The sequence below is a fragment of the Nitrospirillum bahiense genome (assembly GCF_007828025.1).
GTDB classification, from domain to species: domain Bacteria; phylum Pseudomonadota; class Alphaproteobacteria; order Azospirillales; family Azospirillaceae; genus Nitrospirillum; species Nitrospirillum amazonense.
The window spans coordinates 48,262-69,507 of sequence record NZ_VITO01000019.1 but is presented as its reverse complement, the minus strand read 5'-3'; the positions used below and the strand labels follow the sequence as shown (position 1 = coordinate 69,507).

Here is a 21,246-nt window from a genome sequence, read left to right as displayed (position 1 = left end):
TTCGCCGCATTGCCGCCCCGACCGCACCGGCGGTAGAAGGTCGGACGGGGTGGCTTATCTCCAGTAGGCCCACCTGGGGTAGGCGACTCTTTGCGGGGATTGGGGCGGGGACCGGACGGATGACCAGCGCGGAACCGATGGCGAAGGACGAGGGCGGTGCCGCCCCGGCGACCGATGGCCTGCATGAACAGCATGGCCATGGCCATGTTCACGGCAGCCGCGGCATGCTGATGCTGGGGGCGCTGGGGGTGGTCTTCGGCGACATCGGCACCTCCCCCCTCTATGCCATGCAGACGGCACTGGGCGCCGTCACCCATCACGGCCGTGTGCCCAGCGAGGGCGACGTGCTGGGGGTGGTCAGCCTGATCATCTGGGCGCTGATCCTGATCGTGGCGGTGAAGTACGTGGCCCTGGTGCTGCGTGCCGACAACGATGGCGAGGGCGGCATCCTCTCGCTCCTGTCCCTGGTGCATCCGCCCAGCGCCAAGGAGATGGTGCCGATGGTGGTGTTCCTGGGCATCTGCGGCGCCGCCTTGCTGTTCGGCGACGGCGCCATCACCCCCGCCATCTCCGTCCTGTCGGCCATGGAAGGACTGGTCGTGGCCGACAGCCACCTGGGCGCCTTCGTCCTGCCTCTGACCGTGGCGGTACTGGTGGCCCTGTTCGCCATCCAGTACCGCGGCACCGGCGTCATCGGGCGCCTGTTCGGTCCCATCATGGCGCTGTGGTTCGGCGTGCTGGCCCTGGCTGGCCTCAGCCATGTGATGCAGCGGCCGGACATTCTGATCGCTTTCAATCCGCTGTCGGCGGAACACCTGCTGGTGCATGCGCCGGGCGTGGCCTTCGCCGTGTTCGGCGCCGTCTTCCTGGCGCTGACGGGGGCGGAGGCCCTGTACGCCGACATGGGCCACTTCGGCGCCGGCGCCATTCGCCGGGCCTGGTTTGTGGTCGTCTTCCCCGCCCTGATCCTGAATTACTTGGGCCAGGGCGCCCTGCTGCTGGACAAGCCGGAGGCGGTGGACAATCCCTTCTACCGCCTGGCGCCGGACTGGGCGCTGGTGCCCTTGGTCATCCTGGCGACCATGGCCACGGTCATCGCCAGCCAGGCGCTGATCTCCGGCGTGTTTTCCATGACGCGGCAGGCCATCACCCTGCGCCTGCTGCCGCGCATGTCCATCTCCCCCACTTCGCGCAAGTCCTACGGCCAGATCTACGTCGGCGTGGTCAACTGGCTGCTGATGATCGCCACCCTGATGATCGTGCTGGGCTTCCGCCATTCCGAGGCGCTGGCCGCCGCCTACGGCATCGCCGTGTCGGCCACCATGCTGATCACCACCATCCTGCTGCGCCGGGTGATGCGCGAGCTGTGGAACTGGCCGGCCATCCCCACCAACCTGATGATGGGCTTCTTCGCCGCCATCGACCTGGCCTTCCTGGTGGCCAACAGCACCAAGCTGCTGGAGGGCGGCTGGCTGCCGCTGGCGATCGGCGGCTTCATCGCCTTTCTCATGGTGGCCTGGCGCAAGGGCACCGCCATCGTGCAGATCAAGCTGAGCGAGGGCGGCACCACCTTCGCCGACTTCATGCGCCAGGTGGAGGAGACGGTGGTGCACCGCCTGCCCGGCACGGCGGTGTTCGTGACCCGCACGGCCGACCGGGTGTCGCCCATGCTGGTGCATCACGTCACCCACAACCGGGTGCTGCATGAGCATGTCATCCTGCTGACCCTGGTGCCGACCAAGCGGCCCCGCGTGCCGGCCGGTGAGCGCCTTTCGGTGGAGCAGGTGGGCAACGGCTTCTGGCGGGTGACGGTGCGCATCGGCTTCATGCAGAAACCGGACGTGCCCACGGTCATGCGCGGCCTGGCCCGCCTGGGCCTGGCCTTCTGCCGGGAGGAGGTGACCTACTACATCTCGCATGAGCGGCTGATCCGCGCCGAGCGGAACCCCGCCCTGTCCGGCCCCATCTGGACCGCCTATCACCTGATGCAGCGCCTGGGCCTGCGGGCGTCGGATTACTTCCACCTGCCGCCGGAACAGGTGATGGAAGTGGGGTTCAGGCTGGAGGTCTAATTTTCCCCGCAGACCTCCCGCACGCAGCCGCGCAGCCAGCGGTGGGCGGGGTCAGCGTCCAGGCGGGGGTGCCAGAGCAACGACACGGTGATTTCCGGCACATCGACCGGCAGGGTGAAGCTGAACAGGCCCTCGCGCAAGGTCAGGGTATGCCGCTCCGGCACTGTCGCCACCAGGTCGGTGGCGCGGGCCAGGGTCAATGCGGCGGAGAAGTCGCCGACGATGACGGCCACGTCGCGCGCCAGGCCCAGCGGTTCCAGCGCCGCGTCCACCGGGGCATGGCGGCGGTCCGGGTCATGGTCGCGGCGGGCCACGGCGATGTGGCGGGCGGCGGCGAAGCGGGCGGGGGTGAGGGTACCTAGGCCCAAGGAGTGCCCGGCCCGCGCCACGCCGACGAAGCGGTCGCGGAACAGGGCTTGGGCGCGGACCTCCGGCCCCATGCTGTCGCCCACCACCCCGGTTTCCAGATCCACGGCGCCGTCGCGCAGGGGCGTGCTGCCCTTGTCCGGCTTGGGCGCGAAACGCAGGCGCACACCCGGCGCTTCCCGCGCCACCCGGTTGACGAGCGCAACGCCGAAGCTTTCCACGAATCCTTCCCGTGTGCGCAGGGTGAAGGTGCGGGTGAGGCGCGCCAGATCCAGCCCCTCCGCCGGGCGCAGCACAGCCTCCGCCTCCCGCACCAGGGGTGCTACTCGCTCGCGCAGCTCCAGGGCATGGGGCGTGGGCACCAGGCCCCGGCCCGCCCGCACCAGCAGCGGGTCGCCCGTTACCTGCCGCAGGCGGGCCAGCGCCCGGCTCATGGCCGAGGGGCTCAGCCGCAGGCGGCGCGCGGCCTTGGCCACGCTGCCCTCGCTCAGCAGCACGTCCAGGGTGATCAGTAGGTTCAGGTCGGGCAGGGTGGCCATGACGTATCCCTAGCATGCGGTGCGACGCGATATAGCGCGTGGTGTGCACGAATATACTGCAATCCGTGCGTGTTCCGCCATGTCATCGCGCCGGCTACCGTCCGCCCGAACCAATGAGCGGAGGGTGACATGGCCTCAATGAGTGTGGATCAACCAATCACGGTGGCGGAGGCGGCCCCGGTGGGGGCCCGGTGGGTTCTGGCCACGCTGTCGCTGTGCGTACTGTTGTCTTCCCTGGGTACCAGCGTGGCCAACGTGGCGCTGCCCACCCTGGCGCGGGCCCTGGGCGCACCTTTCCAGCAGGTGCAATGGGTGGTGCTGGCCTATCTGCTGGCCATGACCACCCTGATCGTCAGCGTCGGACGGCTGGGGGACCTGACGGGGCGCCGCCGCCTGTTGCTGATCGGCTTGGCCCTGTTCACTGGCGCCTCGGGATTTTGCGGGCTGGCGCCCGGCCTGGGTGCCCTGGTCGCCGCGCGGGCGGCGCAGGGGCTGGGCGCATCGGCCATGACGGCGCTGGCCCTGGCCTTCGTCGGCGGAACGGTACCCAAGGATCGCATCGGCCGCGCCATGGGCTTGATGGGCACCATGTCGGCTGTGGGCACTGCGCTGGGCCCGTCCTTGGGCGGCGCGCTGATCGCCGCCTGGGGCTGGCGGGCTATCTTCCTGGTCAACCTGCCGCTGGGCGGGCTGGCCCTGTTGCTGGCTTGGTGGGCCCTGCCGGCGGATAGGGGGCCGGCGGATAGGGGGCCGGCGAACAGAGAGCCGGCGGATAGGATGTCATCATCTTCGGACCGGCCCCGCTTCGATGCGGCCGGCACGGTGCTGCTGGGCGGCACCCTGGCGCTGTATGCACTGGCCATGACGTTAGGACGGGGGCACTGGGGCGTGCTGAACCTGGCGCTGCTGGCGGCGGCGGTCGTGGGCGCCGGGCTGTTCGCGCTGGTGGAGGCGCGAGTGGTCTCGCCCCTGGTGCGCCTGGGCCTGCTGCGCGACCCGGTGGTGGGGCCCGGCCTGGCGGGCAGTGGCGCTGTGGCGACGGTGATGGCGACCACCTTCGTGGTGGGGCCGTTCTACCTGGCCCGCGCCGTGGGCCTGAGCCCCGCCGGCGTGGGGCTGGTGATGTCGGCCGGTCCTCTGATGTCCGCCCTGGCCGGCGTGCCGGCGGGCCGGCTGGTCGATCGCTTCGGCGCGGCGTGTGCGAGTGTCGCCGGCCTGGCCGCCATGGTCGCGGGGACGGTGCTGATGGCGTTGGCCGGGCTGGGTCCACAAGGGCCCATCTGGGGTGTTGCCGCTTATGTCGGGTCCATCGCCGTGCTGACCGCCGGCTACGCCCTGTTCCAGGCGGCCAACAACACCGCCGTCATGTCGGGTGTTCCTGCCGGCCGGCGGGGTGTCGTCTCCGGCATCCTGAACCTTGCCCGCAACCTGGGCCTGATCACCGGCGCCTCGGCCCTGGGGGCGGTGTTCGCCTTGGCCTCCGGCGTGCCCGACATCACCACCGCCCCGGCGGGCGCGGTCGCCGCCGGCATGCGCGTCACCTTCCTGGTGGCGGGCGGCCTGGTGGCCCTGGCCCTGCTGGTGACGGCCAAGGCGCGACGGCATTCCTCGCTTGAAATGTAATGTTATAACGTTACATTTCTTGGGCTTCTCTTTCAATACCGGAGCCCGAGCCCGATGCCCACCCTCACCGCCGCCCTTGGACTGCCCCCCGGCGTGGTGCCGCCCCGCTTCGCCGAAGCCCTGCTCACCTTCCAGGGGGCGCTGTCGCGATGCGAGGCGGCGGGCATCCCCGCGCACAGCGCGTTGGCCGCCGGCCTGGTGGAACTGCTGCCCCGCCTGATCGCCGTCTATGGGGCGGAAGGGGTGGCCGATGTGCTGGCCACCCTGGCGGCCCATATCGGTGGCGATGTGGTGGGGGACGACCTGGTGGCCGGGCGGACGCGGCAATGACCGGCGCCGGCATTGTCGAGGATGCCAGCCCCGCCGTGCTGGGCCGTGTATCGGATCCGGCGGTGGGATTGGCGCTGTGGCGGCGGGACCGCTTCCCTGGCGCCGCGTTGGACCCCTGGCTGGACGCGCTGCCGGCGGACCGCCTGCCCCGAGGCCGTTTCCTGGCGCGCCTTGGTGACGTGGATACCGCCCTGGCGCCACTGCTGGATGGAACCGGTGCGCCGTTGGCGCTGGCCGCCGACATCGTGGATCTCAGCCGCCGCTTCCTGGATGTGGCGGGCGGGGAATGGGTGGACCTTCGGCTGGAGGTGGTGGAAGGCGATGCCTGTTGGAAATTCCACCGCGACCATGTGCGGCTGCGCCTGATCACGACCTATCGGGGTCCAGGCACCCAAGTGGTCGCACCCATCGATGCCGCCCATGCGCTGGCGGAGCAGCGGCGCTACCAGGGACCCTTGTATGAGATGCCGCGCCATGCCGTGGCGCTGTTCAAGGGCTGTGGCGAAACACCGGGCGACGCCTCTGGGGAGGGTGTCGTCCATCGCTCACCCCCCATCGCCGGCACCGGCCAGGCGCGCCTGGTCCTGTGCCTGAACCTACCGTCCGCCGCGTCCCCCGAGGCTTGGGTGCCTACCTGACCTTTCGCGTATATATCCCGTTGGTGGTGTTAACGGTGCGCGAACATTAATAGGCCGGCAAGGTTTTCATCATACTTCATGAAATATCCAATCCTCCTGCGCCTTCCAGGTCTTGGCTCTGGCAAGCGCGCCCTTTCTGAATCTTGTGAATCTGCCATCACGGCTGACTTGGAATATTGGATTTTTTGGAGTGATGAAATGATGCTGGCTGGTTTCCTTCAGAAGTTCCGGGTCATGGCAGCCACGTTGACGGCCCTGGACCGGTCCCAGGCGGTGATCGAGTTCGCCATGGACGGCACTGTGCTGACCGCGAACAAGAACTTCCTGAAGGCCATGGGCTACACCCTGGCCGAGATCCAGGGCAGGCCCCACGGCATGTTCGTGGAAGAGGCGGAGCGGAACGGCGCCGCCTACAAGGCCTTCTGGGAGGCGTTGCGGCGCGGGGAATACCAGGCCGCACAGTTCAAGCGCATCGGCAAGGGCGGCAAGGAGGTCTGGATCGAAGCCTCCTACAACCCCATCCTCGACACCAAGGGCCGACCGCTGAAGGTGGTGAAGTACGCGACCGACGTCACGGCGCAAAAGACGGAATATGCCGACCTGCGGGGCCAGATGGACGCCATCCGCAAGTCGCAGGCGGTGATCGAATTCACCATGGACGGCACCGTGCTGACCGCCAACGACGGTTTCCTCAACACCCTGGGCTATACACTGGCCGAGGTGCAGGGCAAGCCGCACGCCATGTTCGTGGACCCGGCCTATCGCGACAGCGCCGATTACCGAGCCTTCTGGGACGCGCTGCGCCGCGGCGAGTACAAGGCGGCCCAGTTCCGCCGCCTGGGCAAGGGCGGGCGCGAGGTCTGGATCGAGGCGTCGTACAACCCGATCTTCGATCTGAACGGCCGTCCGTTCAAGGTGGTGAAGTACGCCACCGACATCACCCGCCAGGTGCAGATGCTGGCCGACCTGAAGGTCTTGATCGACAAGAACTTCGGGGAGATAGACCACGCCATGGACCAGACCACGCGGCAGTCGGCCGACGCCCTGACCGCCGCCGGTGAAACCTCCGGCGCCGTTCAGATGATGGCGTCCAGTGCCGAGGAACTGGCGGCATCCATCCGCGAAATTTCGCAGAGCATGGCGCAATCGCGGACGGCGGCCGAAAGTGCCGCCGAACTGGCCGACAAGGCCGATGCCTCCACCCAGCGGCTGGCTGAGGTGGCGCGCTCCATGGAAGGGGTGGTTGAGGTCATCCGCGGCATCGCCGGACAGATCAACCTGCTGGCCCTGAACGCCACCATCGAGGCCGCGCGGGCCGGCGACGCCGGCAAGGGCTTCGCCGTGGTGGCGACGGAGGTGAAGAACCTGGCCACCCAGTCCGCCAACGCTACCCAGCAAATCTCCGATGAGATCGAGGGGATGCAGGCCGTCTCCGGCGAGGTGGTGGGCGCCCTGGGCACCATCCGCCTATCCATCGGCACGGTGCGGGAATATGTGACCTCCACCGCCAGCGCCGTGGAGGAACAGAGCGCCGTGACCCGGGACATGTCCTCCAACATGCAGCGCACGGCGGTGGCGGTGGAGACGGTCACCAACAACCTCGGCGGCATCGCCGCGGCCATCGGCCAAGTTGGCGAGGCCGTCACCACCACCAAGCGGGCCGCGCACGTGCTGGCGCGGTAATGGAAATCCGGGGTCAGCGGCGTGAGGAGGTGCCCCCACGCCGCTGTAGGCCCCAACTACGCCCTGAACAGGGCAGGATCGCCACTGCCCGGATGGAAGCCGGGGAAGACGGCGTCCACCTGGCCCACGCCCATGCGATGCTTCAGCACGCTGGTCAGCACGTCGCGATAGTCGGTGGTGACGGCCAAGTCCACGCGCTCATCCAAATCTTGCGGCTGCAGGCCCGGCCAGCGGCCCAGCAGGCGGCCGCCCGCCACGCCCCCGCCCAGCACCATCATCAGCGAGCCATGGCCGTGGTCGGTGCCGCCACTGCGGTTGGCCCGCAGGCGGCGGCCGAACTCGCTGACCGTCACCAGGGTGATGCGGTCGTGATAGGCCGACAGGTCGTTCCAGAAAGTGCTCAGCGAGCCCGACAGCTGGTGCACCAGATTCTTGAACCGGCCGGCCTGGCCCTCGTGCGTGTCCCAGCCCCCCATGTCGACGCAGGCGACTTTCAGGCCGGCGTCCATGCGGATCAGGCGGGCCACCGTCTCCAGCGACCGGCCGATCTCGCCCTCGAAGGCGCCGCCATGCTCCGGCTGGTAGGCCAGGACCTTGCCGTCCGGGCCTTTGGGCAGGGCGGCGTTCAGGCGCAGGGCCGCGTCCAGGGCCACGCGGCCCCCGCGCGCGACATTGGGGTTGAAGGACGCCGCCTGACTGGCGGCGGGGTACAGCCGCTCCAGCACCGCCTGGGTGCTAGGCCCCCCGGGCAGGCCGAAGCCGCCGCGCAGATCGGGAATGGATAGGGCTTCGGGATAGCCTTGCAGCAGCTTGGGCACGCCCCCGGCGGTGCTGACCGCCACCAGCTCGCCATTGCTTCCCATCTGGCGAAGCAGGCGGGCGAGCCAGCCACCCTCCGTGCCGAGGACGCCGTTGCCCTTGGGTTCCTCCGCCAGGCCGCGCTCCATCAGTTCCTGTGCCTCGAAATGGCTGCGGGTGGCGTTGGACAGGCCGGTGGCGTGGACGATGGCCAGGTCGCCCTGGCGGTAGAGCTCATGCAGGGCGGCGGCCTCGGGGTGCAGGCGGAAGTCCACGCCTTGGGCCAGGCCGCTGTCCAACGCGATGCCGGCCTTGTCGCCACTGTCCAGCAGGCGCAGGTCGGCCGGCCGCGCGTCGATATAGACCGCGTCATTGGCCGGACCGATGAAATTCAACACGTCCATGCCACCGCGGAAGAACAGCACGACCAGGATTTTGCCGTTGCCATCCGCCGCCAGGCCTGGGGTGCTGAAGGCCAGCTGGCCCAGGCCGGGCACAGCCGTCAGGGCGCCGGCGGCGGCTAGGGTCTTCAATATCTCGCGTCGATTGAACGCCATGATCGTCTCTCCTCCCGCTCAGCGCAGCTGGAACGCGGGGCTCATGGCCACGTAAGCGGCCAGGCGGCGGTTGGCGAATTCGCCGGTTTTATTGTCCACCATGGGCGGCGCGTCGGCGGCCAGTGACAGGCCGCCCAGCAGTGCTGCGGCGTCGATGGCCGTGGGGCTGCCCAGCAGGCGGTCGGACCAAAAGGCCACCGCCTGGCCGCTGTGGGCGGCGGCCGGCCCCATCTGGGCCATGGCGGACAGGCCGGGGGGCATCCAATAGCCCTCCGCCAGGCCCAGCACCAGGGTCCAGCGGATCCGCATGTTCTGCGCGCCCAGCCAATAGTCGTCTGCTACCGGGTGGCCATCCGGGCTCGGCCAGGCATACAGCCGCTGCCCGGCGCTATCCATGGTCCCCACCAGCGGCTCGCTGGCGGTGACGGGGATGCCGGTGGCGCGCGCGAAGCTGGCCACCAACTCCAGCGGCCGCTTGGGCCGGGCGCCCCAGTTGGCCGTGGCCTGGGGCGACAGGGCGATCAGCCGCACCACGCGGGCGATCTGGTCCGGGCGCTGGCGGTTGTCCAGCCAGGTCGCGGCGGCAGCCTTCAGCAGGTCGGGCGACGGGTCGCCACCCACCAGCGACCGGATCAGCTTGGCGCAGACGAAGCGGGCGGTGGCAGGGTGGTTGGCCACCAGGTCCAGCACCTTGCGGCCGTCGTTCTGCGGCGGCTGATAGCTGTCGAACTCCGTCGCCAGCACGCGCTTCTGATAGTTGTCGTGCCAGGATTCGATGTAGGTGAAGCGGCCGTCGTTGGGCGCCTTGTAACCGCCCAGATCCTGACCGCTCTGGATGCTCCATCCCGTGAAGGCGCGGCTGGCCTCGTAGACGTCCTGGTCGATGTAGCCCTCGGGCGCGCCCTTCAGGGCGCCGGGCACGTCGCGCCAGCGGTCGTACTGGGTGTTGAGATAAGCGTCGCGGCCCAGGGTGTGCAGTTCGAACAGCTCGCGGGCGTAGTTCTCGTTGGCCGCCCCGCCGCGCGAGGAGCGGTTGTTCAGGTAGATCAGCATGGCAGGGCTGGTCGCCACCGCCTCCAGCAGATCGCGGAAATTGCCCAGCGCATGGGTGCGCAGGAGGGCGTCATAGGCCGGCAGGGCTGGGGCGGTGTAGCTGTCGCCAGCGTTTACGGAGAAATGGTCGTGCCAGAACAGGGTCATGACCTGGCGCAGTTGGGCCGGGTCGTAGACCGCGTGGATAACGGTGGCCGCCGCCATCTCCAGACGCGGGCGTATCCGTTCCTGGTAAGGCGCTTTATGGTTCGGATCGTTCAGCGACCACAGCGCGTCCACCGGCTGGTTCAGGGTGCGCAAGGGCCGCATCTCATCCAGCGCGGCCCAGCCTTCGCCGGCATCGTACTTGATGCGCATGACCGCGCTGTCCAGCTTCTGCTGGCATTCCGGCCCCGGGCCGGTGCCGGCGGTGGCCAGGCGCAACTGTTCATCCAGCCAATGGGAAATACCCTGCTGCTTCAGGGCCTGGGCGTCGCCGGGCCGGGGGCCGTAGGCGAAGCGGTTCAGGAATATCCATTCCTGCGACGGGGCGGCGCCAACGGCCGCAACTGGGGTGGGGACGACCATTCCCGGCCCTCCTTGATCAATCGATCCGACCCCCATGCTACTCTATTTCCGGTCCCAACCCGGCGTCCGCCAGTAGCGGTAGGAACTATGGATAGAAAAAGGGGGCCCTAATGGGACCCCCTTTCTAACCCTTTCGGGATGGGACTTTTCGCCCCACTTGATATCGGGTGCCGGTTACTTCCGTTCGGCCAGCACCCAGCGGACGCTCCACAGGCAGGCCACCAGAAAGACGGCGCCGCCCAGCCATTCGGCCGCCCCGGCGAAGCTGTCGCCCATGACCGCCAGCGGTTCCTGGTTGCCGGTCAGCGAGATGATGGCCGCCTGGGCCACGCCGAACAGGCTTTCACCCACGATCATGCCCGAGGCCAGCAGCATGGCGCGGCGCTGGGGCACGTCGGCGAACTTCCCGAACGGCACGCCGGCCGCCTTGGCCCGCTGGGCCAGCACGCGGTCGACGATGTAGGCCAGCAGGGCGCCCAGGCTGACGGGCACGGTGACCGTCATGGGCAGGTAGATGCCCAGGGCCACGGCCAGCGGCGGCAGGCGGAAGCGGCGGGTGGTGGCCTTCAGCACCTCGTCCACCACCACCAGGCAGATGCCGACCACGGCGCCGATGCCCAGCATGGACCAGTCCAGCTTGCCGCTGAGGATGCCGGTGGCCAGGGTGGCCATCAGCGTCGCCTGCGGGGCGCCCAGGGTCTTGGCCGGATCCATGCCGGGGTCAAGCGGCGCCCCGGCGAAGCCGTAGGCGTGCTGCAGCAGGTTCAACACCGGCGGGATGACGGCGGCGCCGACGATGCAGCCCAGCACCAGGGCCACCTGCTGGCGCCAGGGCGTGGCACCCACCAGCTGGCCGGTCTTCAGGTCCTGCAGGTTGTCGTTGGCGATGGTGGCGATGGTCAGCACGACCGAGGTGGTGAACAGCGCCAGCGCCACGGCGGCGCCGCGGATGACCGGATCGGCCACCCCGTCCTTGCCCAGCAGGGTGACCAGCAGCAGGGACGAGGCGATGGCCGCCAGGATGCCGATGCTGGAAATGGGGCTGTTGGAACTGCCGATCAGGCCCGCCATATAGCCCGAGGCGGCGGCGACGATGAAGCCCATGACGGCGGCGAAGACGACGCCGGCCAGGACCAGCACCACCAGGTGGGTGGACAGCGGCGTGCCCAGGATGAAGGAGATGAACAGGCCCGCCAGCGGCACCAGCAGCACGGCGGCGATGGCCATGACGTAGTGGAAGGGGATGTCCTGCTCCACCCGGGGGACGGAGTGGGCGTTGCCGGCGCGCACGGTCTTCATGGCGTTCAGCGAGGCGCGGATGCCGTCCGTCATCGGCTTGGCCAGGACGATCAGGGTCCAGATGGCGGCGGCGGCGATGGCGCCGGCACCGATCAGGCGGACCTGCTGGCGCCAGACGACGCTGTTGGCGTACTTGATAAGGTCCATGCCGTCGATCGGCGGGTGCAGCCAGGTCAGGATGGGCACGGCGCCGAACCAGGCGATGGCCACGCCCACGAACATGGCGAAGCCCACGGTGGCACCCACCAGGTAGCCGGCGCCCAGCAGGGCCATCGACAGACCGGTGCCCAGGCCCGTGACGGCATTGCCGATGCGCAGGAAGCCCTGGAACTGCTCGGTGAAGAAGCGCATCGCCGTCATCAGGAAGAACCCGATGGAAACGAGGGTGCCGGCGATCACGTCGCGCAGGCCCGCACCCTTGGCGGCCTCGTCCGCGCCGGCCTCGCCGGCCGTGTCGGGGGACCCGACCTTCAGCACCTCGGCCGCGGCCACGCCCTCGGGGTAGGGCAGGTTGCCCTGTACCACCATGGCCCGGCGCAGGGGCACGGTGTACATGACGCCCAGGATGCCGCCTACGGCGCAGATGCCGGCGGACTGCCAGAAGGGGAAGCCGGTCCAGTAACCGACGATGACCAGGCCGGGCAGCACGAAGATGACGGAAGACAGGGTGCCGGCGGATGAGGCCAGCGTCTGCACGAAGTTGTTTTCCTGGATGGTGCTGTCCTTGGCCAGGCGCAGCACCGCCATGGAGATGACCGCCGCCGGGATGGAGGAGGCGAAGGTCAGGCCCACCTTCAGGCCCAGGTAGACGTTGGCGGCGGTGAACACCACGGTGATCAAGGCACCCAGGATGATGCCGCGCAGGGTCAGTTCCCTAATCGAGCTGCGCGCGAACCGGGTCATCGGATGAAATCCGTCATATGTGAGGAATCCCCATCTGCGTCGTATCGACGTCGTCGTGTAGGCGCCGGCCGCTTTCGTGAGCCCCTTCAAGCGGGCGCCGGACTGGATGGGCCGGGAGTTTAGCGGGCGCCCCCGGCCCCGTCGAGGCCAGCCGGACGGACCAGGCCAGAATCCGGGGCTTTCCCGCCAAAAAGCAACGGGGCCGGCGCTGGGCCGACCCCGTTCCTCACTTTATTGCGTCGTTGACGCGGTTCCCTCAGGCGCCGGGCGGCCGCATCCGCGGCCTTGGCTATCCTCGCTCCGCCCTCCGGTGCTCGCTGCGGGGCCAGCGGTCGCTGGCTGTCGGCATGAGACGCGTGGTCAGGGGCGCTTGGGAGACGGCATCAAGCCGGCTGGTTCAGGTACAGCAGCCAGGCCTTGGCCAGTTCGCCGACACCCTCCGGCGCGCTGGTCAGTTCCTGGAAGGCCTTCTGCGCCTGGTCCTTCTGGCCGGCGTTCAAATAGGCGACGGCCAGGTGCAGCTTGGCGTCGTTGGGGTTCTTCAGGCCGCCCTTGTCGATGCCCTTCTGGATCAGCTCAATGGCCTTGGTGTAGTTGCCGTAGCTGGCATAGGCCTCGCCCAGCTTCTCCAGCGGCAGGCCCGTGGGGGCCTTGGAGACTTCAGCAACCTGCTTGTCGATGCCCTTCTGGTCCTCGGCGGCGGCCTTCGTCGCCTCGGCCAGCATCTGCTTGGCGGTCGGGTTGCCGGCCAGCTGGCTCTGCCCCTTTTCCAGGACCGCCTTGGCTTCGCCCGGCAGGGTGGCGTGGGTGGCGAGGTCGGCGTACTCCAGATACTCGTTAGCGCCCTTGATGGCGCCGACGCGCGCGCTCAGGCGGTACAGGTCCAGGGCCAGGCGATCGGAAGAAAAGCCGGGCTTGCGCGGCAGGAAAGCCAGGTAGTCGGCCCAGTAGTCCGGCTTCTGGTAGTGCTGCAGCAGGATGGCGATGTAGTCGACGTAGCTGCTGTAGTCCTTACGCTGCGCGGCGCTGTCCACCAGCATCTGGTAAACCTGCTCCTGCGCCGGCTTGCCGGCCTTCTCATCGGCGTCGATGGCCTGCTTGCAGTTCGTGTCGGTCGCGGCCCAGTCCTTCAGCGACCAGGATGCCTGGCAGCGCAGGGTGTACATCTCCGGCGTGGCGCCGCCCTTCTGGATAACGGCGTCCGACTTCGCCAGGAACTTGGCGTAGTCCTTGTTCTGGTAATACAGCTGCGACAGGGTGCGCTCGCGCTTGGCGGCGTCCGCTTCGGGCAGCTGGTTGGTGGCCAGTTCGGCCTCCAGCGCGTCGATCAGGTGCGGCGTGTCGTTCAGGCCCAGGTAGGCCTGCACGCGCATCTCGGCGATGAAGAAGTTCTCGTACGGCGTACGGTCAGCCTTGGCGGCCTCGGCCTGCGCGGTGGCGTCGATGATGGCCTGGTAGTTCTTCTCGTCCAGCGCCTTCTGGGCGGCCTGCAGCGACGGGGTCAGCTCCTTGCTGATCTGCTTTTCCGGCGGCGTGGCGTCGGCCTTGTCCTTGTCCTTGGCCTGGGCGGACCCGATGCCGGCAGCCAGCAGGGCACCCAGCATGAGGGGATAGAATTTGGCGCGCATTCGGTCCTCGTCGATGGCAATCATGTGATGGCCCGGTCCGGCGTCGCGTCGAAGGGGCCAAGGTCGACTTCGGGCAACCGTCTCCCCGCCGCCGCGATTCCCCCCCGATGGGGACACCGCTGCCACGGAAGGATAGGGTTAATCCCTGGCGGGGCGACCCTGCGGGATGGAACGGGTGCTCGTCAACCCCTACACCCGTCTTCTGTCAAAAGCGGGGCGGCGCAAAAGGGCCAGGGGCGACTGGGATGGCTTAGCCGAAAGTAAGGTCCAGCAGGTACAGGGCGGCGCCGATCAGGGCGCCCAGCACCGTGCCGTTGATGCGGATGAACTGCAGATCCTTGCCCACGCCCTCTTCCAGCCGGCGGGCGAAATCGGCGGCGTCCTGCGCCTTCAGCGTGTCGGTGATGAAGCTGCGGATCGACACGCGCCAGCCCGGGATGGCGGCCAGGAAGGCCCCCTCCACCGCCGCGTCCAGCCGGGCGCGGGTGGCCGGTTGCTCCAACTCCTGCGCCAGCGACAACAACATGGCGTCCAGCGCGTCGCGCAGCACGCCGTCCGGCTTGGCCGCGTCCTCCAGCGCCGCCGACTTCAACCGGCCGATGAGGTGGTGCAGCAGCAGCCGCAAGGTTTTGATGTCCACCGCGTTGCGCAGCACCGACGCCAGCCGGTCGCCCAGCGGGTCGCCGTCCAGGATGCGGTCGGGGATTTCCGCCAGCCATTGCCGCAGGGCGTGACCGGCCTCGCTGTAGGGGCTGCGCAGGTCGAACAGGTGACCGGCCAGGGCATCCGTCACCTGGTCGGCCAGGCTGCGGTCCAGGGTACGCGGCATCCACCATTTCGACCGGGTGGCGACCGCGTCGCGGATGTGTGGGCGGCTGCCGTGGATCAGCACCACGCCGTAATCCGACACCTCCTGGATCAGGGCTTCGAACAGGGGGCTGTTGATGGCGTCGCGTAGCAGGCGGGCGACCATGGGCCGCATGTCCATGGCGCGCAGGCCCTCCATCGCCGCCCGCGCCAGCGCCTCGCGCAAGGCCGCCTCCCGTCCGCGCGACAGCAGCCGCGGAAGGGAGGCCAGCGCCAGGTCCGCCAGCTGGGCGCGGTTGGCGGGATCGGCCAGGGCGCGGGCCAGCTGGTCGGCGGCGTTCAGGCGCTGCACCTGGCCGCGCAGCCGGTCGGGGGCGAGGAATTCGCTGTCGATATAGGTCGCGATGCCGTCGGCGATGCGGTCGCGGTTCTGCGGCACCAGGGCGGTGTGCGGCACCGGGACGCCCAGCGGATGGCGGAACAGAGCCGTGACGGCGAACCAGTCGGCCAACCCACCCACCAGTCCCGCCTCCCCCACGGCGCGCAGAAGACTCCAGAACCCGGGCCAAGGCCAGCCGATATAGTCGGGCAGCAGGCGCGGCACCAGCCGTGCCGCCAGCCACAGACAGGCGACGGTGGCGAGGTAGAGGCCGGCGATGCGCCGCCAGCGGCGCAGGGCGGCGGCGCGATCGCCGGCGGTGGCGGGGTCGAAGGGCAGGGGCAGGGAGTGGTCAGGCATGGGCATCCCGGGAGGTGTGGCGGGCCTCATGATGACGGCGACCGGCGGCGCTGTCCCGGACCATATGGCCCCAACGGAACGGAACCACCGGGGCAAAGCCACCGGGACGGAACCACCCGTGACGTCGAAACCGCGGCGCCGGCCAGTCGGTTCCCTGAAAGCCGCAGGTTGCGGCGATTGGCCGCCGGCCTCAGTCGGCGGCGGCATCCTCTTCATGGAAGGGGAAGCCCCGTAGCGCGCCGTCCATGTCGCCGCTGTCGGAATGGAAGCGATAGGTGCGGTCGGTCGGCGGGCGATAGCGGCCGGACTGCAGGCCATCCAGGATCCGGGCGGATATCCAGCCCGACAGCAGGCTGGCGGGGCCGGCCAACGCCCGGTCCGGATCCTTGAGATAGGCGCGGTCGTACAGCGCGGCACCGATGGCCGCCCCATGGTGGGCCAGGAACTCGGCCAGCAGGTCGACGAATTCCACGGGTTCCAGCATGGGTTCCACCGTCCCGGCGGCGCGCGCCAGCACAGGGTACAGGAGGTGGGTGCGGTCGGCGAAGCGGCCGTCGCGCTCCACCCGGTCGGCGACCAGGTTCAGGTAGCGGCTGCGGGGGGCGGGCTGGCTGCGCAGGGCCGCATCCAGGATTTGGCGATGGTTCATGCGGTCGGGTTCAGGGGTTGCAACTTTTCCTGGCGGACCAGCTTGCGGGCTTTCCTTGCGCCGGGCCATCTCTTTATGTGGGTGCCGCCGATCGGGTTAACCAGGTGGTGGAGCGGGCCGGTCGCCGCGGGCGCGAGGGCCCATCCCGCCGACGGGACTGGATTTTGCCGCCATCAGCCAGTAGACCAATGGCCGACGGCCACCAATCGGGGCGGCTCCGATGTTCCGGCAACGATGTCGGGCCAGCAATGACTTCGGGCCCGCAATGACTTCGGGAGACACCTTTTATGCGGAAGCTCATCGAGGGATTTCTGAATTTCCGCGCCAGCGCCCTTCCCGAATATGCCCGCCGCTTCCAATGGCTGGCCGAGGTGGGGCAGAACCCGCGCGCGGCCGTGGTCGCCTGCTGTGACAGCCGGGTGGACCCGCAGATGATCTTTTCGGCGGGGCCTGGCGACCTGTTCATCATCCGCAACGTAGCCAACCTGATCCCGCCCTACCAGCCCAACAGCGATTTCCACGGCACCAGCGCCGCGCTGGAATTCGCCGTGCGCCAGCTGCGCGTGGGCGACATCATCGTCATGGGCCACACCCACTGCGGCGGCGTTAAGGCCCTGATGGCGGAGGGTGAGGCCGACGGCGACTTCATCGGCCACTGGATGTCCATCGCCAAGAGCGTGCGCGGCAAGGCGAACGACGTGGCCGATGCCGAGCGCGAGGTCATCCGCCTGACCATCGCCAACCTGCTGACCTTCCCCTGGATCAAGGCGGCGGTGGAGGCCGGCGGCCTGCGCCTGCACGGCTGCCTGTTCGACGTGGCCGACGCCGACCTGCTGCTGCTGAACCAGGCCACGGGCCAGTTCAAGTCGGTGCAGGAGGGCATCGAGGGTATTCCCCTCTAACCGGTACGCGACCGAAACGACAAAGGGCGCCTCAGGCAGGACGCCCTTTTTTGTGTCATCAGAGGACCTCAAACAGGCTGCGCCGGGCAGCCGATGAACCGGCTGCCGGCCGGCAGGTGTTCGCCCTTCATGGCCAGGGACAGGGGGCCCAGCTCGGAACCCCGCCCCAGCACGGAATCGTACAGCACCACGGACCCGGCGCCGACGTGGGCGCCGGCCTGGATGGTCACCGGGCCCAGCTTCATGACCCGGTCCTCGAACAGGTGGGTCTGCAGGGTGACGCCCGGGCCCATGGCGGCATCGTCGCCAATGTGGATCATGTCCAACTCGCACAGGTAGGCCGTTTCCAGATAGACGCGGCGGCCCACCGTCGCGCCCAATAGGCGCATGTACAGCGGCAGGAAAGGCGTGCCCAGGAAGGGGCCCAGGACCCAGCCCGCGAGGGCGTCGTACAGCGAGGTAACGAACTCGATGCGCCAGACGGCCGTGCTCCACAGCGGGTGGATGCCGGGGCGGAAGCGGCCGATCACCCCCCATTTCACGCAGGCCAGCAGCAGGGCGGCGCTGACGCAGATGACCAGCGGGCCCAGGCCCAGCCATAGCAGGGCCAGCCACAGGCTGGAGACGGCCAGGGCATGGGCCGCCAGCCACAGGGCGCCCACGGTGGCGGTACCGGTGATGGCGCCCTGCACCAGGATGCGCAGCGCCTCGATGACGGCGCGGGTGGCGATCAGGCGCGACGTGGGGGCGACGGTGTAGGCCTCCGAAATGCCCTCCACCTTCTGGCGCCGAGGCAGGCGAACCGGCGGCAGGCCCAGCCAGTCCGTCTGGCGGTCGGCGTCCGAGGGGGCGGTGGACAGCACGCCCACCAGGCAATTGTCCGGCAGATCGGCGCCGGCCGGCAGGAAGGCGGAGTTGCCAACGAAGGTGTCATGGCCCACCCGGGTGGGCGCGAAGCGCACTAGGCCGCCGTGGATGGCGGGGCTGCCCACCAGCGACGCGTCGGCCAGGAAGGCGCGGTCGCCCACCTCCAGCTGTTCCGGCACCACGTGGGCGACGGTCGACACCTCGCAGGCATGACCGATCTTGGCGCCCAGCAGGCGCAGCCAGGTGGCGGAAAACAGGCTGCCGTAGACGGTATACAGCTGCTCCACCGCCATGCGGTGCACGCGGTCGGCGAACCAGCGGTGGCATTCCACCATGCTGTCCAGGCGTACGCTGGCGCGCCCCACGACAGGCGGAACCAAGCGGCGGGCGCCCAGCAGCACCAGGGCGGTCCAGGGCATGCACACCGCCCCGCCGACCACACCGGCCAGCACCAGCAGCGGCCCCATGCGGGCGATGGGCAGCTCGGTGCCCAGTACCAGGGCGAAGGCGACGGCCAGGGGCAGCAGGGTCAGGAAGCGCACCAGGCTGAGCCCGGCCAAGCCCAGCAGGTAGCGGCCGGCGCGGGGGCGCAAGGGCCCGTCCGCCCGGCCCACCATCCAGTCCGGCCGCGACGACGGCCCGGCGGGGGAGCCCGCCCACACGGCGTCCGCCGGCACCACGGCCCCGTCGATCAGGCAACTGCGAGCATCCAGGCCGGCCCCGGCCTCCAGCGCGCTGCCCAGGCCGACGATGGACGCGGCGCCCACGGTGGCGTTCGAGCCGATGGCCACGGTGCCGATCTCGATATGGCCGGCGCGCACATGGTGGGTCAGCAGCAGCGTGTCCTCGCCCACCGTGGCGTGATCGCCGATGGTGATCAGATCCCACAGCATGCCGCCGTGGCATCCCAGGAAGCTGCCATGGCCGATACGCCCGCCCATGGCGCGGGCGTATAGCCGCATCAGCGGCGTGCCGGCGATCCAGGACATGGGCAGGGCGGCTTCGATATGGCTGACCGTCCACCAGCGCCAGTGCCACAGGCCCCACAGGCGGTGGCGTCCCGGGCGCACGCGGCCCAGCAACAGCCATTTGGCGGCGATGGACAGGGCGAAGGATACCGGCAGGGCGGCGATGGACAGCCCGGCCATGATGACGAAGGACAGCGGACTCAGCCGCCCGGTCATGCCGTGGTGGACCAGCACACCCAGCATGACCAGCATGGGCAGGCCGCCCAGCGCCGTCACCAGGGGCAGGGTCAACGCCTGGGCCAGGCCGAAGGCCAGGTGGCGGCGGGTGCTGGCGCGACGTGTCTCGCTGGTGACCTTGGGCGTCGGCGGCGCCGCCAGGACCTGGGCCAGGCTCCGCACGGTGGGGTTCAGGTACAGGGCGCGAACGGTGGCGCCGGGGTAGCGCTGGCGCAGGCGGGAGATGGCCGAGGCGGCGGCCAGCGAATGGCCGCCCAAATCCATGAAGAAGTCGGCGTCGCGGGCGCGGATGGGCCGGCCCAGCGCCTGGGCGAAGGCGTCGGCCACCTCTTCCTCCGCCTCGCCCTGAGGCGGATCGCCAATGTCCTCCGGCACGTCGCGGGGCGTAGGTTCCGGTAGCTCGCGCCGGTCGATCTTGCCGCCCACGGTGCGGGTCATGGCCGGCACCTTCACCAGGAAGCTGGGGCGCATGTAGGCGGGGACGGAGGCGGCGACGTGGGCGGCGATGGTGTTGCGGTCGGCCGTGCCGACGTACCAGATGACGATGCTGTCGACGCCGGCCACCGGGCGCACGGCGGCGGCCGCCAGCTGCACGCCGGGGCAGCCGGCGGCGATGGCCTCGATCTCGCCCAGCTCGATGCGGAAGCCGCGCAGCTTCACCTGGTTGTCCACCCGGCCCAGGAAGTCGACGCGGCCGTCGATCAGGGGGCGGCCCAGGTCGCCGGTGGCGTAGAGCCGCTGTCCGGCGGCGTCCACCTTGAAGCGCTTGGCCGTTTCCTCCGGCCGGTTCAGGTAGCCGTCGGCCAGGGCGGGGCCGCCAATGTGGATTTCCCCCGTTTCGCCCACCGGCACCGGCAGCCCGTCCGGCCCCAGCACCAGCACGCGGTAGCCCGGCAGTCCCCGGCCGATGGTTACCGGCTGGCCGGCCCGGGCCTCGTCGGCCGTCGCCACCACCGAGGCCTCGGTGGGCCCGTAGGTGTTCAGCATGCGCCGGCCCGGCGCCCAACGGTCGACCAGGGCGGCGGAACAGGTCTCGCCCCCCACCACCAGCAGGCGGACATCGGGCAGATCCTCGTCGATCAGGCCCAACAGGGTGGGGACGGTGGAGAAGAAGGTGGCGCGACGGCAGCGCAACTCGCTGGCCAACAGCTGCGGGTCGCGCATCACCAGGCCGGAGGCTGGCAGCAGGCAGGCGCCCGCGGCCACGGCCAGCCACACCTCCTCGACCGAAGCGTCGAAGGCCAGCGAGAAGCCCTGCCACACCCGGTCCGTCTCGGCCAGCTGGTAGACTTGCGAGGCGCCGCGCACATAGGTCATGACGGCGCCGTGCGACAGCACGACACCCTTGGGCAGGCCGGTCGTGCCGGAGGTGAAGATGAGATAGCAGGTGTCGGCCGGCGTGGCCGGCAACACCGCGTCCGGCAAGCCATGGGCCGAGACGATGGGGTCGTCCAGCAGGGCGGTGCCGATCAGGTCTTCCGGCGCCACCGAGGCGACGCCGGGCACGGCGAAGTCGCCGGCGGCGTCGACCATCAGCACACTATCGGATTGTTCCGCGATGCTGGCCACCCGGGCGGCGGGCCAGCTGGCGTCGATGGGAATATAGGCGGCGCGGCGCAACAGGATGCCGAACAGGCAGGCGTATAATTCCGCAGTGCCACGGCCGCGCAGCATGATTCGGGCGCCGGGGCCCACGCCCCGGGCGGCCAGGGTGGCGGCCACACGGCGGGCCCGTTCGCCCATGTCGCCCCAGGTCAGCATGAAGCCATCGCCGGTTTCCACCGCCGGCAGGCCCGGCGTGGCGGCGACGCGCGCCAGGAACAGCGCCGCCAGCGTCTGGGCGCCGGCCAGGCCGTGATGCGGGCTGCCCGGCTGCTGGCCGGGCCCCTCCGCCTCCATCCGTTCGGCGATCAACGAACCGCTGAGCATCAACGTCCCACCCCTGAGCCCCGGGGGCGAGAAGCCGCCCGCCTGGGGGAACCCGGTATACGCCGGTAAAGGTCCACATTCCCATGACCGTT

14 protein-coding genes are annotated in these 21,246 nt (G+C 69.6%); 6 read left to right on the top strand and 8 right to left on the bottom strand.

The window, feature by feature from the left end; all coding sequences use genetic code 11:
* The first annotated feature begins 119 nt into the window (after positions 1-119).
* Positions 120-2,072: a potassium transporter Kup gene (locus tag FBZ88_RS22995; protein WP_211102777.1), complete on the top strand. Its 1,953-nt coding sequence runs from the start codon at positions 120-122 to the stop codon at positions 2,070-2,072.
* On the opposite strand, the gene FBZ88_RS22990 is transcribed toward FBZ88_RS22995, so the two are convergent.
* The gene (locus tag FBZ88_RS22990; protein WP_145619427.1) at positions 2,069-2,977 is read right to left on the bottom strand and encodes a LysR family transcriptional regulator; all 909 of its coding nucleotides are present in this window, start codon (positions 2,975-2,977) and stop codon (positions 2,069-2,071) included. The two genes, FBZ88_RS22995 and FBZ88_RS22990, sit on opposite strands and share 4 nt — an antisense overlap.
* 129 nt (positions 2,978-3,106) lie before the next feature.
* Between FBZ88_RS22990 and FBZ88_RS22985 the strand changes: the two genes are divergently transcribed.
* The 4 genes from FBZ88_RS22985 to FBZ88_RS22975 all read left to right on the top strand — a co-directional run bounded on the left by FBZ88_RS22985 (position 3,107) and on the right by FBZ88_RS22975 (position 7,251).
* Positions 3,107-4,600, top strand: a complete 1,494-nt coding sequence (locus tag FBZ88_RS22985; RefSeq protein WP_145619426.1) for an MFS transporter — start codon at positions 3,107-3,109, stop codon at positions 4,598-4,600.
* 54 nt (positions 4,601-4,654) lie between these two features.
* Positions 4,655-4,930 carry a hypothetical protein gene (locus tag FBZ88_RS30390; protein WP_186464567.1) on the top strand — a complete coding sequence of 92 codons (276 nt, stop codon included), beginning with the start codon at positions 4,655-4,657 and terminating at the stop codon, positions 4,928-4,930.
* A complete protein-coding gene (locus FBZ88_RS22980) occupies positions 4,927-5,568 on the top strand; it encodes a DUF1826 domain-containing protein (RefSeq protein WP_186464566.1) in 642 nt (213 codons plus the stop codon). Before FBZ88_RS30390 ends, FBZ88_RS22980 begins: the two co-directional genes overlap by 4 nt.
* A 234-nt stretch (positions 5,569-5,802) precedes the next feature.
* Positions 5,803-7,251, top strand: coding sequence for a methyl-accepting chemotaxis protein (locus FBZ88_RS22975; RefSeq protein ID WP_246138816.1), 1,449 nt, complete (start codon positions 5,803-5,805; stop codon positions 7,249-7,251).
* A gap of 56 nt (positions 7,252-7,307) precedes the next feature.
* Here FBZ88_RS22975 and FBZ88_RS22970 read toward each other — a convergent pair whose 3' ends face one another.
* From FBZ88_RS22970 to FBZ88_RS30385, 6 genes are all read right to left on the bottom strand, one after another.
* On the bottom strand, positions 7,308-8,606 hold the full coding sequence (locus FBZ88_RS22970; protein WP_145619424.1) for a DUF1501 domain-containing protein: 1,299 nt from the start codon (positions 8,604-8,606) through the stop codon (positions 7,308-7,310).
* Positions 8,607-8,624: 18 nt separating this feature from the next.
* A complete protein-coding gene (locus FBZ88_RS22965) occupies positions 8,625-10,226 on the bottom strand; it encodes a DUF1800 domain-containing protein (protein ID WP_145619423.1) in 1,602 nt (533 codons plus the stop codon).
* Between the two features lie 174 nt (positions 10,227-10,400).
* Positions 10,401-12,428, bottom strand: a complete 2,028-nt coding sequence (locus tag FBZ88_RS22960; protein ID WP_145619422.1) for an OPT family oligopeptide transporter — start codon at positions 12,426-12,428, stop codon at positions 10,401-10,403.
* 383 nt (positions 12,429-12,811) lie between these two features.
* Positions 12,812-14,056 (bottom strand): tetratricopeptide repeat protein, encoded by a 1,245-nt coding sequence (locus FBZ88_RS22955; protein WP_145619421.1) that lies wholly within the window; start codon positions 14,054-14,056, stop codon positions 12,812-12,814.
* Between the two features lie 250 nt (positions 14,057-14,306).
* Entirely contained in the window at positions 14,307-15,602 is a 1,296-nt protein-coding gene (locus FBZ88_RS22950) for a DUF445 domain-containing protein (RefSeq protein WP_186464565.1), read from the bottom strand.
* A 190-nt stretch (positions 15,603-15,792) separates the two neighbouring features.
* Positions 15,793-16,251: a hypothetical protein gene (locus FBZ88_RS30385; protein WP_186464564.1), complete on the bottom strand. Its 459-nt coding sequence runs from the start codon at positions 16,249-16,251 to the stop codon at positions 15,793-15,795.
* A gap of 287 nt (positions 16,252-16,538) precedes the next feature.
* Here FBZ88_RS30385 and FBZ88_RS22945 point away from each other — a divergent pair, with 287 nt between their 5' ends.
* A complete protein-coding gene (locus FBZ88_RS22945) occupies positions 16,539-17,153 on the top strand; it encodes a carbonic anhydrase (RefSeq protein WP_145613575.1) in 615 nt (204 codons plus the stop codon).
* A 68-nt stretch (positions 17,154-17,221) separates the two neighbouring features.
* Here the strand turns inward: FBZ88_RS22945 and FBZ88_RS22940 are convergent, their stop codons facing one another.
* Positions 17,222-21,154 carry a Pls/PosA family non-ribosomal peptide synthetase gene (locus FBZ88_RS22940; protein ID WP_145619419.1) on the bottom strand — a complete coding sequence of 1,311 codons (3,933 nt, stop codon included), beginning with the start codon at positions 21,152-21,154 and terminating at the stop codon, positions 17,222-17,224.
* Positions 21,155-21,246 lie beyond the last annotated feature (92 nt).